This is a genomic window from Spirochaetota bacterium, assembly GCA_017999915.1.
Classification (GTDB): Bacteria; Spirochaetota; UBA4802; order UBA4802; family UBA5550; genus RBG-16-49-21.
On the sequence record JAGNKX010000003.1, the window covers coordinates 30,753 to 47,613 of the forward strand.

Here is a 16,861-nt window from a genome sequence, read left to right on the forward strand (position 1 = left end):
ATTTTGCTATTATCACCCGCAGGCATATCCGCCCATCGGAGGTCCCCCGGGGAAATATTTTTAGTATATGGGAGGTAACCCATGAACAAAGTTCACATCAACGGTCGTCTTATCAAGGATCCAGCCCTTAAGGAGCTGGAAAACAACAATGCTGTCTGCACGTTTTTCATTGCCAATGACGTGCATTTCGGCGCAAACAAGAAGACCGGGTTTTACAAGGTGACTGCCTGGGGGCACCAGGCCCGCATCATCTCGGAACATTCCAAAACCGGATCGGAGCTCTTCATCACTGGACGGCTTGAGCAGTACCGATATGAAGACGAGAAGGGTGAGACTGTGTACGACAACAGCATAGTTGTCGAGCAGTTCGATTTTGGGGCGAGGGCCGCTGCGGTCGAGAAATCAGCCTAATTGTGTGTCATCCATGAGAGCCTCCTCTCTATAAAAGAGAGGAGGCGGTATTTATTATTGTCAGATAATCATGAAAAAGGAAGAATTAAACATAACTCACAATAACGGAATGGAATCATGAAGCGATATATTGTCTTTGTATTTATCATTATGTTTATCTGCCCCTTCGTTTTACAAGCCGGCGGGCAAAATGCCAGGGTGCTATATGTAATCGACGGCGATACCCTGAAGATCATATATGACGGCAAAAAGCAATCCATTCGGCTCATTGGCATAGACGCCCCTGAGTCGAAGAAAAACAAAAAGGCCTTTAAAGACTCGCGTCGCAGCGCCGAGGATATCAACGCCATTGTGTCCCAGGGCAGGGTGGCAAAGAAGTATGTCAAAGGCCTGGTTAAAAAAGGTGATAGAATAAAAATACAGTTCGATGTTGAAAAGAGAGACAAATACCGCAGGCTCCTGGGATATGTGTATCTTCCCGATGGGCGAATGCTCAACGATGTTATTATCCGTAACGGATACGCGAGTCCGCTGACGATTCCACCCAATGTCAAATATAGAAAGAGGTTCCTGGGGTCATACCAGTATGCCAGGAAGCACCGGTTAGGTTTGTGGAAATAAAGATATAACCAATAATCATTGGGAAGGGGGATGCCCTATGATGGAATTTAACAGCTTATTAACGATAGAATGCGACTGCATGATTGAAAGCCCTCACTGCTGGGGAGAGTTTCTTCTATACATTACCGAAGACGAGACCAAGGCAATGGGCCTTGAAAAGCTGGGAGAGTGGGGTTGGGATTTATCAGACCCTGATTATCATGTCTGTCCGTACTGTAGTAAGGGTCTCAATAAAGAGGATGTAATTCCACCAAAGGTGAGGAGAATAAAATAAAAAAGGGGGGATCAATAATGGCAATAAAGAAAAATAGCGAAAGCATATGGACACCGCCGATTGTGAAGAATCGGCCTGAAGGTGTAAAACCGAATTTTGACGATACCATGGAGCGGATGAACGAGATGAGGCGGCGTATGTTCGGCGGTCTCTGGGGGGCTGTTATCGGCGACGCCCTGGGGGTCCCGGTGGAATTTAAAAGCCGGGATGAAGTAAGGCGTGACCCGGTAACGGGGATGCGGGGCTACGGCACCTTTCATCTGCCGGCTGGCTCCTGGTCGGACGATTCGTCGCTCCTGCTCTGTACGGCCGACAGCCTGGCCCGCGGCTATGATCTGAAAGACATTGCTGACAGGTTCATGAAGTGGATGACAGGGGGCCTGTGGACGCCGTACGGCAGCGCCTTCGATATCGGAAACGCCACAGCCCATGCAATAAAGAGGCTTCAGCGCGGAATTTCACCGGAATTATCAGGGGGCGATACTGAAAGAGATAACGGAAACGGATCGCTTATGCGCATCATTCCAGTGGCGGTATGCTTTTACACTTTTGGGATCGATGAGTTCATTCAGCGTATCCACGCCATATCCTCAATAACCCATCGGCACCCGCGTTCCCTCATGGCCTGCGGCATCTATTGCCTCATTGCCCGAAACCTTATCGAGGGGAAAACAGCCATGGATGCTTACCGAGAGGCGATAGACCTGGCATCGGATATATATGACAGGGATCCCTTCAGGCAGGAGCTGCGCCATTTTCGGCGGATCCTTGGCGGCAAGATCGGGTCGCTGCCGGAAGAAGCAATCAACTCTTCCGGGTATGTGATCGATACGCTGGAAGCTTCCCTGTGGTGTCTCTTGAACACCGAATCGTACAGCGAAGCGGTGCTTAGGGCCGTGAACCTGGGGCATGATACTGATACGACCGGGTGTGTGACTGGCGGGCTGGCGGGTATATGTTATGGAATTCAGGGGATCCCGGAAGAATGGATTAATGTCATAGTGCGCAGGGATGATATTGCTGGTTTATTTGATATGCTTATAACCTCAAATAATATCTAAACAAACGTATAGGTCAACATGTGTCATGGGTCCTGTGATATATTATAATTAAAGGTAGTCGGAACAAGTTAAGTGAAATTCGGGAACCTGTCAACTACGGGTTCCTTCCTGATCGGTTTAAAAATTTTCCAGGAGGCAGTCGTGACTGAAATCAGAGAAATGCTCGAAACTTACCAGAGGCTCTACCAGGAGCTCGATGAGATCGGAGGACCGGAGAAAAACGGCGAGCTCTTCGAAACGATAATATACATGGAGGAGGATATCCTCAAGGCTGTTGATCTCCCTCCGGCGCAGAAGTACCGTTCACTGCTCTGGGAGAAAGACATGGATGATATTATATCGAAACTGGAGGAGGCACGGGAAGAGTACGATAGCCGGCCGATTCACGATCCGACCCTCATAATCATGGACGCCATTTTCAGGCATATCGACGAACCTGAAAACATACTGCCCATGGTGGGTTTTTCCCATCACACGTACCAGATATTCCTATTCAGCGGGAAGCTCCTCTCCTCGGAAGACCTGTCTGAAATAGAAAAGATAATAGCGGAGATGAAGAGAGCAGAGGAACACCTCAATGACCTGGGGCTGCTCTCTGAGGGCGGGACCAGGGAATATCCGGACCTGTATCGGAAGCTTATAGACTTGGGTTTTGAATATCTTGATGAATTCCTGATGCATAACGATAAGTTCGACCTTAACGATGAAGACATGGATGTGCGGCAATTCTTCCTTCGGGGAATATTAAACGCCAGGAAAGGGAATAAAGATGATGCAATCAGGGATTTTAGCTCTGCCCTGAAACTTAGACCTGACAAGGCGGTTATCTATTATAACCGCGCGCTGGCTTATGAGAGTGAAAAAGATCTTATTAAGGCCTTTGAAGATTATTCAAAAGCCATTGAGATAGATCCTGAATATTACATGGCATTGTGCAACAGAGGCATATTGCTGGCCTTTGCGGACCAGTACGACAAGGCCCTGGAAGATTTTAACCAAGCCATAGAGGCCAGGCCTGATATGCCGTTTGCGTATATCAACCGTGGGAACCTGTACGCCGAGTTGGCAAAGTTCGAGCTCTCCATTGAGGATTTTACCAAGGCAATCGCTCTTGATCCCGATATTGCATACCTTTATTGCAACCGGGGAATCAGCTTTTATCGTCTCGGTAAAAAGGAGAAGGCCCTCGAAGACCTGGAAAAATCCGCTTCCATGGGCCATGACCTGGCAAAGAAGGCCCTGGATGAATTGTTTCCTACGGAAGGCGCCAGTCATTGATTTGGATCAGTCTGAAATAATGTTGAAGAATGTATAAAGATCTATTAATAAACTATTTACACAGAGGTTATTATGAGAGAAATGAATGTTGATGTAACTTTTAATGAAGTGAAGAATATATCAATTTGCAGGTTGCAAAAGGGATACAGCCTCACCATCAATAAGGAAACCATAGAACTCATCAATACAACAAATTTTGAATGGCGCATTGCCCAGGGGATGTCCCCCACATTATATCATATGTATTTCGGCAACGAGAGCGGGGATAAGGATGAGTTAAATTTCCACATTACGTTTAATGAGCCCTGTTATGTAAAAATTTCTAACGGACATCCCCGCTGCTATGTGCACATAGAACTCGTTCAGGAGTAATCATGGAAGCCTACTGGCAAATGATAATGGATATCACGGGCTGTCATATCACTCCCCATGGTTTGTATATTCCCGGGAATCCATACAAGTTCATCCTGTGGAATGAGCTACTGCTTATCATACTGTCTTTCGCCATGACGATTGTGTGGCTCAAGAACCGGGCCTTGAGACGCCAGCTCGCCCGGGAGCGTCTAAGAGCGTACAAACATGGATATAAGCCTGTTAATCATATATATGATAGAATTGCTCATTGTCATGTACACTTCGAAATAGTAAAGAAAATCATCGGGGAATATAATCTTATCTGGTTGAAATATATTGATTTTCAAGGGAATGTTACTGAACGGACCATCGAATTCCATGAACTATTTCAAAAAGATGGGCACTGGTATATCGAGGGTTTCTGCCTGCTCCGCTGCGAGGCAAGGTCCTTTCGGGTGGACAGGATAATTGAAATAAAGCCGGTTATTGATGATGCAAATGGACAACATTTACCCGAATATCTTGGTGAAAATATTTTAAATGATGATATTCCCTGGTCCCATATATGAAAGAAACGAATATATATTTTTTTCTAAGGAGTTAACTTTATGAGCTCAAACAATTATCCAAAACCCGATCGATCTGATCATTATCCTCAAAAGGATGCGCATCGTAAATATTATCCGGAACTTGATTTAAGTTCTTCCGAGAAAATATTCAATGATGGAAGACCTTATATTGTTGAGGATTGGGTTGATAAAGAGATGGAGATAGTTTGCATGACATGTTTTTATTCTACAATAGGAATAGAGAACTGGGACAGTAATCAGCATAAGGATTACCTTAACCGGCATAATCTCCTGTCCAATCAGGAAGAAAAGTATAAAAATAGCGATCCCGGAATCAAGAAAATTATGGATAATTCCGGAAATGAGATGTGGTCTGTAACGTCTATAGTGTCTGAATGGTAGCAATAAAATCAGGCAAGAACTTCATAATATGTGAAGCCCAAAAAAAATGATAACCTCTACCTTGACGGTATATCAAATTCCTGTCTGCTGATTTGTAATGGTAATAAAAGATAAATAAATATTGTATGGTCATTATCACTAATATTTTATCCATAATATCCCTTGAAGTGAATCCGGTGCGCTAAATATATTTGAGAAGGGGATGATTATGAAATTATCGGAACTTAAGCATTTCACTGCATTTATTGATGTGTTGTTTGATTTCTTCAAGGAAAACAACATTACTTCGTGCCTGTATCAACTGGATGATTTTGATGCCATGAAAAAGAAACTTCATGACGCGGATGTGCATGAACAAACTTATCTGGGCAATTTCAGGCAATTTAACATTAGTTTGCGTTTATGTGCGGATGAATGCGAGGATGCTGTATATTATTTTTTATTCAGCGATAGAAACCCCGGCAATGAGGGCCAGTCTGGCCTTGTTAATCAGTTGCTTATTGAAGCATGGGGAAATGAATACCGGATAATGATAGAGATTATAGATAATAAATATCCTCCATTTGTTAGAGACTTTCTTAATGCATCAGGACAACTGAGAATAGCTTATATCAGCGGGGATGATGAACTGGCAACGATTGATGAAAATGAAATCATGTCCATGGGGGATTTGATGAATTTCCTGCAGAAGAATAATGTCCGGAAAGATGTAAAATGGATAGAGGTAGATTGATTCACGGTAAGAAATTATTTGAATTGCCGCAGAAAGATATTGGGGATTTCAGTCATATATTAAGTGGCAATGTAATCTTCTTAATAATAACGAACTAAGGATAAGAAATGACGATATGCTCAGTAATAACAGCAAGAAATTATTAAAACTTATCAATGATAAAGAGATTAACTCGCGTCGATATAAAGCAATTGTGTTGATTAAAGGAAACCAGGTAATTCTTGATGGTAGGGTCGTTGACATACTGAACAGTAATGAAAAAGTAAATGTATTGATGAAGGATTATTTTTTCAATGAATATGGCTCTGAAGATCTTGATGAGATATTGGTGAACCTGCTTCCTGAAATAATAAAACATTTAGATTGAAGAGTGCCCTGTGAAGAAACAAATAACGTTTGGTGATGATGATATCAAATGAATTTTCAGTCAGATAGAAATTCCATCATTAACTGTAATTGCAAAATTACCGTAAGACTCTATATGCTATAAGGTGACAAAAAATCGAAAATATTAATATTAATTTACATATAGATTCTTTGATAATTTATTCAAATTTATATTGACATTTTAACCAATAATTGTAAGATAAATAAACTTCATTTCTGAAATGCTGACAAAATCGATTTTCATATCACCCACCCGTGAGCGGGCCAGGGATTTTGCGCGACAGTATGATGGTAAAGGCTTTTTGCAGACCTTCACCCTCCAGGAGTATGTCTATACGACATTTGCTTCCTCCGGCAAGAACCTTGCCTTCCGCCAGGCAGGCGGAATAGAAGAAAGCCTGCTTCTGGAAGAAGCTCTGAAGGGCATCGAAGTAAAGCATTTCGGATTTCTGAAGAACGATTTCGAATCATATACAAATACCGCAGCGGCAATCCTGCAGTTCTTTTACATGGTCAAATCGAACCATGTCGATATAAAGCATTTCAAGTACCCTCCAGAAAAACTGCATGATCTGGAACGGCTTTTCGATGCCTTTGAAAAAGCCAAAAGAAAAAGGAACCTGGTGGATTATGCTGATATACAGCTTTTCGTTCTGGATAGGATCAGGAGCGGTAATGCCCTGAACGGTTATGAAACCATTTATTATGATAAATTCGAGCAATCCGGCATTCACCTCTGGGGCAGCGGCATTGAAAATGAAATTTACGAAGAGATCAGGAAGCATCCGAAAGCTGTAATATCAGAAAAAGACAGGACAAACCGGCTCAGGAATATCCATGTAAACAGGGTGTTCAGCCGCTACAATGAAATCGAAGAGGCAGCCCGGATTGCAAAAACAATCCTGATCACAACCGGCTGTGATCTCAATGATATTGTCATTGCCGCGGGCAGGCTGGATAAATATCTTCTGAGTTTCGAACAGGTATTTGCGAAATACGAACTTCCGGTTTTTGTAACACAGGGCATGCCGCTCTATCATTTCCCGGTATTTCAGGATCTCATAGATTATCTCGGGAAGGGTAAAAGCCTTGAGGAAGCGCGGAAGATGCTCATGGCCCGGTACCATTCCATCAGGAAAATGCTCGATGATCCTTTCCTGGCGGGGATCCATGATTCCACGAAGGGGAGCCTCAGAGCCATCGAAAATCTTATCGCCCACCTGCGCAGCCTGTCGAAGCTGGAGATCCGCAAAAAGGACCTGGCCCGTTTTGTCAACGAGTCCCTGCGGGGGGAATTCGTGTATCATAAAAAGCCCGGCATCCATGTGCAGGAGCTGAACCAGCTCGTGCACCGGCAGTTCGAGCATGTAATCCTCATCGGTGTCGATTCTGAAAATATTCCGCTGGTCCCTTCCGGCAACTTCCTCTACGGACCCCGTGATATGGTATCAGTCTTTGGCCAGAACAACTCCTGGCTCTTGAGCGCATTTCATATCGATGAAGTATTCACCAATAATACAAACGTGTATGTGGTAAAGGCAGGCAATGAGGACAGGATGGAGCTTAAATTTGCCCGTTTGCTTGTTGATAGGGTCCCTGATATTGAAAAACTCGATCCATATATAATTCCCGATAACATCAAATACCGAGTGTTGAACAAGGAAGATATTCTCTCGCAGCAGGAGCCTGTACGGGTCAGGCTTGATGATAATGCCGAGAAATTCATTGCGTCACTCATATCTCCTGAATTCACAGCTTATGACGGAATCGTTGCAAATTTTAATAAAGAAATGCCGTATTTTTCTGTTTCGCAGTTCAACACCTATGCGAAATGCCCCCTCCAGTATTTTTTCAGCACAGTGCTGAAGCTTAAGGAGCCTTCAACAACCGAGGGTTTTGACCCCATGCAGATGGGAACCATAGCCCATGCCTGCTTCGAAATGTTCGGCCGGGGAGTCATTGACGGGAGCATCAGGATGCCGGCGTCTCTTAACGCCGTGATAAAGAAGAAGATGAAGTCCATTGCCGAAGCCGCGTTCAGGGAGATTATTAAAGAGGATAACATCGAAGAGTCCATTGAACATCGTGTGCAGCTATACGAACTCACGAAGGGCCTTGACGGGGAGCCGGAGAATGATAAGGACAGGGGTGTGCTCCTGAAATTCCTTGATTACGTCTATAATGAGAATAACACATACGGCTACATGCTCCGCAATATCCATGAGGTGGAATATAAATTCGAGCCTTCAGAGTTCGACATTGAAGGAATTCCGATGAAGGGATTCATTGATCGAGTGGATATTGCCGATGACCGGGTGATCCTCATTGATTACAAGCCAACGAAAAAAGTCGATGATGATGTGCGGGATAATCTCCTGGGAAAAATGACCTCGTTCAAGGAATTTCAGCTTCCTGTATATTCCTTATTGGCAAATAAGCGTTTCAACAAGGATGGCTCCAGAGCTGTTGAATCTTTTCTCCTGACATTCAAAGATAAAGGTGGCGAGTTTTCCAGGGTGAGTTACAAGAATGGTGTTTTCTCCTTTGAAAAGAAAACGACAGGCAGAAATGGTAATACCGAAGTCCTGGATGACCCGGATTATGAAAAGAACATGAAAAATGAAATCAAGAATATAGTAGCCAATATCAGAAAAGGCGATTTCAGATTTTCCCTTGATGAAGATGCATGCGAGTGGTGCGGGTTTGTTAGGATATGCAGAAAGGAAGTGAGAATTGATTGTCTCACAAATTTGATCCATGAGGTATCACATGAAGAATTGGAAAGTTAATTGGAATCAAATTGTACATTTTTCAAAATTTAAAAATGGTTATGAAGGTCTATTAAATCACCATGGTATTTATTTGTTTGTTTATCCAACTAAAAATGGGTGTCAAATCTATTATGTTGGAAAAACTAATAATTTTAATAAAAGAATTCAAGAACATTATAAAAGATATATAAACGCAACATACTGGTTGCCCAGTAAGATTGAGTATTTCGACGACGATATTTATAAAATACATAGATTGAAATCGAAAGATGAATATTTGAAATACTATTCCCGTCCAGATGGTTCTAAAAGTTTAAAAAAAGTAGGTGAATATATAGTAAATAAAACTCTAATCATATTATCGAATGTTGATGAAGAGCCTGATTGTGTAAATTTAGCATTAATAGAATCATTAATAATAATGGGGATACAGAAAAAATGCAACTTACCTGTAATGGGTTGGATGGGTGATTCCGCTTTAAAGTTTACATCTGACAATGTATCTGTAACAAATAATTTTGATTCAAAAGAAATCAAAGATATTTTATCATTAAGTCTCCCAGAGAAAATAATCTATCAACTATCTATAAGGAACTAACTTTTTTAAGTGAGAAGACCTTAATAAGTAATTTTAATTTAACATGTCACGCTACAATATAACAGAAAACATCTCAATATCCGCCGGAGCAGGCACAGGGAAGACCTTTACCCTTGCCCGGCGTTATGTGAATCTGTTATTGGGCTTCGAGTTTTTCAATGACGCCTATTCTGATAAGAACAAGTTTAATGAAAAGAACGCCATTGGCCGGAAGGCCATGCCCCACGAAATCGTCACCATGACATACACCGAGGCAGCGGCATCGGAGATGAGGGACAGGATCAATGGGCTTATATCAGAGATAATTAATGCGACCGAAGGCAAACCAGGTAAAGATGAGACTATCATCAATGCCCTGGCGCATTATTCAAAAGCCGTTGATTTTGTACAGAAGGTCTTGAAAGAATGCCAGGTCGACATGATCTATTCCCACATATCAACTATCCATTCCTTCTCACTGGGCATTGTCAGGGCCTATTCGGATCTGATGGCCCTTGACCTTTCTCCGGAAGTAATAAGTGAAGATGAGAGAAATATCCTCTTCAATGAAACACTCCATTCGGTTATAACAGCCCATGAAGATACTTTTTTTGAAATAATTGACGATATCGGCACATTCAAGCTCAATGCTGTGGCCCGAAAATATATGTCTGACGCTAAATTCAGACGGACCGTAAAGAATTTCATTGACAGATCCCTCACACTGAAGGCGATTCATGAGCTTTATGCAAGGTTCGTTGTTACCATGAACATGAATCTCTTTCAGGATGCCATCCGTTTGCTTGATGAACTGGAAGAATACGCTAAAAATCCCGAAAACTACAAAAAATACAGGGCATTCTTCATCGAATGTATTGAATCCGTAATTGACCCGGACAAAGGATTTCCTGAAACAGTGAGGATATTCAATGTGCTCGATGATGGAAAGGAATTGAGGGATGAATTTCAGAATGGCTGCCTGGCAAAGATAATGAAGCTCAGGCATCCCCATGATGATAATGCTGAAGCTGCATTTAATAAGGCCCTGAGCAAGGTTCATTTCCTGCTGGAACAGGTTTATAAGAAGTACATGGAAAGCCTTAAGGCAATGAACCGGATCGATTTTGATATAATTATAAATACCGCCTATGAGCTCATCATGGAGGGAAAGGCCAGGCCGGACATCAGGTATTTCATGATCGACGAATTCCAGGATACCAACGAGGTCCAGTGGGACATGTTCAGCAAACTTGCCGGGCTGAATAATGCCAACGTATTCCTGGTAGGTGACGAGAAGCAGTCCATTTACTCCTTCCAGGGGGCCGAGGTGCAGGTGTTCCGCAAGGCCTGCAGTGATATCAGGGCAACATCAATCCCTCTCGCGGTGAATTTCCGAAGCGAAAAGGTGATTCTCGATTTCGTGAATGACTGCTGCGGGCCGATCATGACCGCTGAGAAGGTTCCGGGGAAAATCATTGTGAAAAATCCGGCACTCCGGGACCTGATGAAAAAAGTTGAGTCCCTCCGCATGGATTCAGCCGGGCCGATCTGCTATAATCCCCTGGAGCCTGAGTCGAAGAGGAAGGCAAGGCATGATGGCACCGTAACGTGGCTTACTACGCCTCCATTTGATCCTGGTGAAGCATCAGAAGAGGACATTCCGGAAAACGACAAGTTGGAGTATAAAAATATCGCCCGGTTTATTAATAAGATAAGCCGCGGGGATCTCGAAGAATACAGGGATATAACTGACCTGATAAGACAGGACAAAAAAGCCATAGCGATACTATTTGATTCCGGAGCGGGAATGGACATGCTCAAAGAAGAGCTCCTTGCCCGGGGTATTGTCCCCACCGTGCGCGCTGACGGCAACCTGTATGAGGCGAAGGAAGTGCAGGAGATATTCCTGGCATTGAGGCTTATCTCTGGTTTTTACGACAAAACGGAATGGAAATATATCAAAAAGTTTTTTCTTGCCGGTGCACTTCGGAGCAGCGTGTTCCGCCTTGATGATGGCGACGTATTCGATATATTTGCGAGGGAGGACGTTGATCTGGTTCGGGAACTGGTCCGCGACCTGGCGCAGGCAAAAGACGTGATGTCCATATCGGATCTCATTGCTTACATCATTGACCGATATGATCTAAAGACAGTATACCGCCACCTCGATGACTATGAACAGCGCGCGGCAAACCTCGAAAAGCTGATACAGGTTGCGCAGAAGTTTGAAGCTGACAATGGCACTGACCTGAAAAGATTCGTGGAGGAGCTGGAGCGCCTGATTTTCATTGGCGGCTCTGAAGAAGGCACGGCCCTGTATGAGGCGCCGGGTCGGAACAGCGTACGGCTTTCCACGATACATTCGGTTAAGGGCCTTGAATATCCCATGGTGATATTCGTGCAGTGCCTTAAAAACCTGAAAAGTCAGCAGGGGAGGGAGATATTCAAGCATGCGTCGGTGCTCATGGATGACGGGTTTCATTCCACGATGGGCTTTATCACATCAGCCGGAAGGCCGGTGTCATATAGTATGGCGAATGCCGTATCCGGCATCCAGCACATGGAGGAGAAAAAGCGGCTTCTGTACGTGGCCCTCACCAGGGCGGAGAAGCACCTTGTCATATCAGTGCCGCCACTGGAAGATGAAGTCTCTGAAAACAGTTATCTTGGTTTTCTGACCACTCAATATCGGGAAAATTTTATCAACATTATAAATGATGCACTCTTAAATACAAAACAGTTGAACAGGATGCAAATACATAAAGCCGTCGGTAATTCAACATTCCTTGTCATAGATCAAAATGACTCTCCGGTTGATAGTATAGATGACCGGAGTATTCCCATTATTGAACTGCCTGAGCCGGTTCATTTTAAATCAATCGATAGTGTCGAGTCTGTTACCGGAAAAATCAGCTCCGATTCATGGATTCTATCCGATGATGATTCCTCTACGGTGGGCACGGCTTTTCATGAGCTGGCGGCACTCTGCTTTGATGAGCTTGACGATAAAAAAAAGAACCGGGTAAATATTAAGAATCTTTGCTCCAAATATCAGCTTGATGACGATGCGGAACAGTGGCTGGTGAAATATGCGGAGAATCTTGCTTCATCGGAGATCTATCAGGAGATTAAAAATTCTGATGAGCGGTACATGGAGTTCGGCTATACCAGGAAGAATGAGAAGGGTGAGGTTGTCTCCGGTGTTATTGACCTGGTGTATCGGCACCAGGGTAAGCTGAAGATTGTGGATTATAAGACAACATCTCTGGGGAAGAAGAGGCCGGAAGAAGTGGTCCGGGAGAATAGGTATGACTTGCAACTGGAGGAGTATGCGAAGGCTGTGGAGGAGAGGATGGGTGAAAAGGTGATTGAAAGGGTTCTGGTGTTTGTAGGGCAGGGGGCGCTAATACAAGTGGAATAGAAATATTCGGTGAAAAAGCAGGCAAGTCATCGGTATATAAATGATTAATGCCTTGATTAGTATCACATAACATCATGGTATAATGTTCGTGGATACTATTATGTTAGACAAAATCCACTATACTAATACATTGTTAATATTCTTGACAGATAATAAATAAGTGAATAAGAAATAAGTATACTCAATATAAGGAATAAATGATGACCAAAGAAATATCAAACAAAGCTTTATTTAATGCTGCCCAAGCTAATGATTGTAAGAAGATAGAAGAATTAATTAACCAAGGTGTTGATCTTAATGTTATAGATAATCATGGAGAAACAGCACTAATGTATGCGTGTTGGAGCAGTAGCTATACTGCAGCAAAATATTTGATTGAAAATGGAGCTAATATTAATGTGGTTTCAAATAATGGGAAAACTGCTTTGAATTGCATTAATGCAGATAATTCGGGAAGTAATGACACTAAAGATTATAAAAATGAATTTGATTTGATTAAGCTTCTTATCGAAAAAGGAGCAGATGTCAATGCTGAAAATAATTCAGGAGATACTATTTTAAATATTGCTGTTGAATATGGTAAAATTGAATTATTTAATTATTTAATTGAAAAAGGAGCTAAGATTAATAATAGAACATTGATAAAAGCGTCTTCTGAAAAAGGAAATATTGAAATTATTAAAACTTTAATTAAAAAAGGAGCAGATGTCAATTCGAAATTTGAGTCAGGATGCAACGCATTATACGAAGCTGTAACTGGAAATAGAATAGATATAGTGAAATATTTAATTGATAATGGTGCTGAAATCAATCCCTACCAAGAACATCATTTTGTACCATTGTCGGCTGCTGTATATTTTGACAATTTAGATATGGTTAAATATTTGATAGAACATGGCGCCAACATCAATTCGAAAAATGAAAATGGTCAAACAGCACTTGTGATGGCAAGAAAATTTGGTAACGATGCAATTGTTAATTATTTGATAGAACATGGCGCCAAAAAAATTGATGTTGATGCTGAAATGATTAAGTTTTTGAAGAAAAAAGTTGCTTGGTTAAAAAATGCCACTGTTGATGATTTTATTGAGCAATGTAAAGATAACTGGGTTGCTGCATATATGTTGGGTAATATGGGGGACGTGAAAGCTGTCGAACCATTAATTGATTCTCTTGATTATGATATTGATGAAAGAGAACCTCAGTTCATACTTAAAAATATAGCTATTATATATTCTCTTGGAAAATTAAAAGATAGGAGAGCAGTTGACCCATTAATTAAAATCATTAATACATATTCATATGAAATCAGGTGGATGGCCGCATGGGCACTTGGCGAAATCGGGGATAAACAATGCGTGAAGGCCTTGAAAAAGGCACTTGAAAATGATGAATACAATTCGGTATGGTCTTCCGGCACCTCAATAACAGGAGATATTAGCTGTGGTGATAATCTAATTGAATTATTCTACGATGAAGATTTTCAAAAAAATTATTTTAAAGATAAAGGCGTCATCACAAAATTTCTTCAAGACTACATTCATGATTCGTATATATTTAATAAAAATATTTCACCCATTGAGGTCGCGTTAAAAAAAATGTCAAAATGATCATTATAAAGGTTATAATCAGTTATTTGAAATAGTCATGATAGACAGAGTTTATTAAATTTAAATTTGTTCACTTATACATTTGCCATATAACTAATCCAATGCTGGTATAGGGTATGTCGCCCAATAAAGGGCAGGGCTTTTATTGTGGTTTTGGATTGGTGATATTGTTTTTCTGTATTATAACCGTAATTCGTTTGTTGATTGTTATATGAAATCGCACCGCCCAACGGGTTCAGGGCACCGCCATCCGTGGCGGCGTTGATTAAAATATAAATTATTACTTCTATGATGGAGGTGATCATGAATTTATCTGAAATAAAAATCTCATCATACCGGAGTATAGTAAACCAACGTATTATTATAAATAATAACTGTATATGTTTTATTGGCCCCAACGAATCTGGTAAATCGAATTTATTAAATGCTATCAGATTCTTAGATACAAGTTATTCAGCAGATATAAAAGATAAATCAAAAATCAATGATGAACTGCCAAAAGTTCACTTTATTTTCAATTTAACAGATGATGAATCAAAAGAGGTCAACAAACATATTACTGATCACATTAATACTCTAACGATCTTACCTGAAGATCAATTGATTAAGCATTTTAAAATTATTAATTATTCTGTAACGAAATATATGGCTAAAGAAAAAGATACTTATAAGCGTTTCAAGAGCCATAGTGGAACATACGAAATAAATATATCAGATAATTATTATAAAATTAAAGACAATACAACGATTCCTGCTGAGATAATGATAAAACACAAAGATATTGATTATCCGCTTTCAACAATTAAAATTATACATAAAGACCTTATACCAGAAGATCAGATTAATAATTTCGAAGAAGCAGACATTGATTATGTAAGAAAAGTTATAGATAGTCAATTAAATCCTTATCTTGATAAAGCAATTCCTAATGTTATTTATTGGGAATATGATAAAAAATATCTACTGCCATCAGAAATAACTTATGATGAATTAATTAAAAATGATGATCCTTATACAAATTCAGCTCCACTTTATAATATTTTTTTACTATCAAATAGATTAATAATTAATGATGAAGAAGAATTGATTGAAAAAATCAATGCTTGGAAACTTGACTCAAGCTTACGTAGAAGAGATTCACATATATTAACTGAGGATATTAATAAATACATTAAAGGAATATGGAATGATTATGATCAACTATTAAATATTGATTTAGAAGAAGCGCAAATTACGATCCATGTTACTGATCCAAGTAGTTCTATTAGTAATTATTATGATATGGAATCTCGCTCGCAAGGATTTAAAACATTTATTTCATTTATTTTAACAATCGCTGCTGAAGCAGAGAGTAAAATAATCTCAAACTTTATCTTAGTTCTTGATGAGCCAGAAACACATTTACATCCAAGTGGTGTACGTTTTATGAAAGAAGAACTAATAAAGCTTTCAAGTAATAATTATGTTTTTTATGCTACCCATTCTATTTTTATGATTGATAGAAGCAATTTGAAAAGGAATATTATTGTAAAAAAAGATAGAGAAATAACAAGATTACTACCTGTTGAAAGGAATAATATTATTCAAGAATCCGTCATTTATGAAGCACTTGGGACAAGTGTTGATGAGTTTTCAATTAGCAATAAAAATGTTGTATTTGAAGGTACAACAGATTTATACCTTTTCAACTCGTTTATTGAACATTGTGTACCTAAAAGAGAAAATACATTTTCTGATTATGAGCTACTTGATGGTGGCGGGACTAAAAATATTTCAACATTTTTTAGAAGTAAAATAATTCCTCGTGATTCAGAATGGATTCTTATATTAGACTATGATAGCCCTGGAAGAAATTTAAAAAGTGAACTTGAAAAACATGATTCGAATCTTAGGAACAATTTAAAATTTCACTATTATTCAACTATTACTGATCAAGAGCTCGAAGATATATTGCCACAAGACATTATAATTTCAACAATTTCTGAAGTAATTAGTAGTTTTGGACCCATTGAAATACAACAAAAATTTACTATTATTGGAAATAGAACAATTTCGAGTTTAATTAATGAGTTTAAAAATATTAACAAGATCGATAAGCAACATAATTTTGAAGAACTATTTAAAAATGTTTTGCATCAAAAGTTAACTTTAATCATTGAGCAAATTTCAAAAGAATCTAATTTTGATAAACGTAGGGATTTATTTAAGAAGTTACTTCCAAAATATTATGAATTTATAACACCACTATTATTGAATTATGGCATAACGATTGATTATAATTAACAGCCTACGTTATTCGTGGCTTTGGCTGACTGGTTGGTTTCAAGTCGGTGCGACTTCATATAACAAAGCATAGCCGCTCCGCTCCTCGGCGGGCTTAGGCCGCCTGCAG

The 16,861-nt window shown here is 40.3% G+C and carries 16 protein-coding genes; 15 read left to right on the forward strand and 1 reads right to left on the reverse strand.

Features of this window, described 5'->3' with window-relative positions; translation table 11 throughout:
* Positions 1-81: 81 nt before the first annotated feature.
* From KA369_05810 to KA369_05875, 14 genes are all read left to right on the forward strand, one after another.
* Positions 82-411: a single-stranded DNA-binding protein gene (locus KA369_05810; protein ID MBP7735472.1), complete on the forward strand. Its 330-nt coding sequence runs from the start codon at positions 82-84 to the stop codon at positions 409-411.
* A gap of 117 nt (positions 412-528) precedes the next feature.
* Positions 529-1,032 (forward strand): thermonuclease family protein, encoded by a 504-nt coding sequence (locus tag KA369_05815; GenBank protein ID MBP7735473.1) that lies wholly within the window; start codon positions 529-531, stop codon positions 1,030-1,032.
* A 37-nt stretch (positions 1,033-1,069) separates the two neighbouring features.
* Positions 1,070-1,306 (forward strand): hypothetical protein, encoded by a 237-nt coding sequence (locus tag KA369_05820; GenBank protein ID MBP7735474.1) that lies wholly within the window; start codon positions 1,070-1,072, stop codon positions 1,304-1,306.
* A 125-nt stretch (positions 1,307-1,431) separates the two neighbouring features.
* Complete coding sequence (locus tag KA369_05825; protein ID MBP7735475.1) at positions 1,432-2,367, forward strand: ADP-ribosylglycohydrolase family protein; 936 nt, start codon at positions 1,432-1,434, stop codon at positions 2,365-2,367.
* Between the two features lie 141 nt (positions 2,368-2,508).
* On the forward strand, positions 2,509-3,645 hold the full coding sequence (locus KA369_05830; protein MBP7735476.1) for a tetratricopeptide repeat protein: 1,137 nt from the start codon (positions 2,509-2,511) through the stop codon (positions 3,643-3,645).
* Positions 3,646-3,717: 72 nt separating this feature from the next.
* Positions 3,718-4,017, forward strand: a complete 300-nt coding sequence (locus tag KA369_05835) for a hypothetical protein (protein ID MBP7735477.1) — start codon at positions 3,718-3,720, stop codon at positions 4,015-4,017.
* Between the two features lie 2 nt (positions 4,018-4,019).
* Positions 4,020-4,568 (forward strand): WYL domain-containing protein, encoded by a 549-nt coding sequence (locus tag KA369_05840; protein ID MBP7735478.1) that lies wholly within the window; start codon positions 4,020-4,022, stop codon positions 4,566-4,568.
* 39 nt (positions 4,569-4,607) lie between these two features.
* Positions 4,608-4,970, forward strand: a complete 363-nt coding sequence (locus KA369_05845; protein MBP7735479.1) for a hypothetical protein — start codon at positions 4,608-4,610, stop codon at positions 4,968-4,970.
* A gap of 208 nt (positions 4,971-5,178) precedes the next feature.
* Entirely contained in the window at positions 5,179-5,703 is a 525-nt protein-coding gene (locus KA369_05850) for a hypothetical protein (protein MBP7735480.1), read from the forward strand.
* 115 nt (positions 5,704-5,818) lie between these two features.
* Positions 5,819-6,070: a hypothetical protein gene (locus KA369_05855; protein MBP7735481.1), complete on the forward strand. Its 252-nt coding sequence runs from the start codon at positions 5,819-5,821 to the stop codon at positions 6,068-6,070.
* A gap of 241 nt (positions 6,071-6,311) precedes the next feature.
* The gene (locus KA369_05860; GenBank protein ID MBP7735482.1) at positions 6,312-8,879 is read left to right on the forward strand and encodes a PD-(D/E)XK nuclease family protein; all 2,568 of its coding nucleotides are present in this window, start codon (positions 6,312-6,314) and stop codon (positions 8,877-8,879) included.
* Positions 8,860-9,459, forward strand: coding sequence for a GIY-YIG nuclease family protein (locus KA369_05865; GenBank protein ID MBP7735483.1), 600 nt, complete (start codon positions 8,860-8,862; stop codon positions 9,457-9,459). The genes KA369_05860 and KA369_05865 overlap by 20 nt, the downstream gene beginning before the upstream one ends.
* Before the next feature lie 43 nt (positions 9,460-9,502).
* Positions 9,503-12,859 carry a UvrD-helicase domain-containing protein gene (locus KA369_05870; GenBank protein MBP7735484.1) on the forward strand — a complete coding sequence of 1,119 codons (3,357 nt, stop codon included), beginning with the start codon at positions 9,503-9,505 and terminating at the stop codon, positions 12,857-12,859.
* A 197-nt stretch (positions 12,860-13,056) separates the two neighbouring features.
* Complete coding sequence (locus KA369_05875) at positions 13,057-14,469, forward strand: ankyrin repeat domain-containing protein (protein ID MBP7735485.1); 1,413 nt, start codon at positions 13,057-13,059, stop codon at positions 14,467-14,469.
* 74 nt (positions 14,470-14,543) lie between these two features.
* Here the strand turns inward: KA369_05875 and KA369_05880 are convergent, their stop codons facing one another.
* Entirely contained in the window at positions 14,544-14,774 is a 231-nt protein-coding gene (locus KA369_05880; GenBank protein ID MBP7735486.1) for a hypothetical protein, read from the reverse strand.
* Here KA369_05880 and KA369_05885 point away from each other — a divergent pair.
* Positions 14,773-16,752 carry an AAA family ATPase gene (locus tag KA369_05885; protein ID MBP7735487.1) on the forward strand — a complete coding sequence of 660 codons (1,980 nt, stop codon included), beginning with the start codon at positions 14,773-14,775 and terminating at the stop codon, positions 16,750-16,752. The two genes, KA369_05880 and KA369_05885, sit on opposite strands and share 2 nt — an antisense overlap.
* Positions 16,753-16,861: the final 109 nt, after the last annotated feature.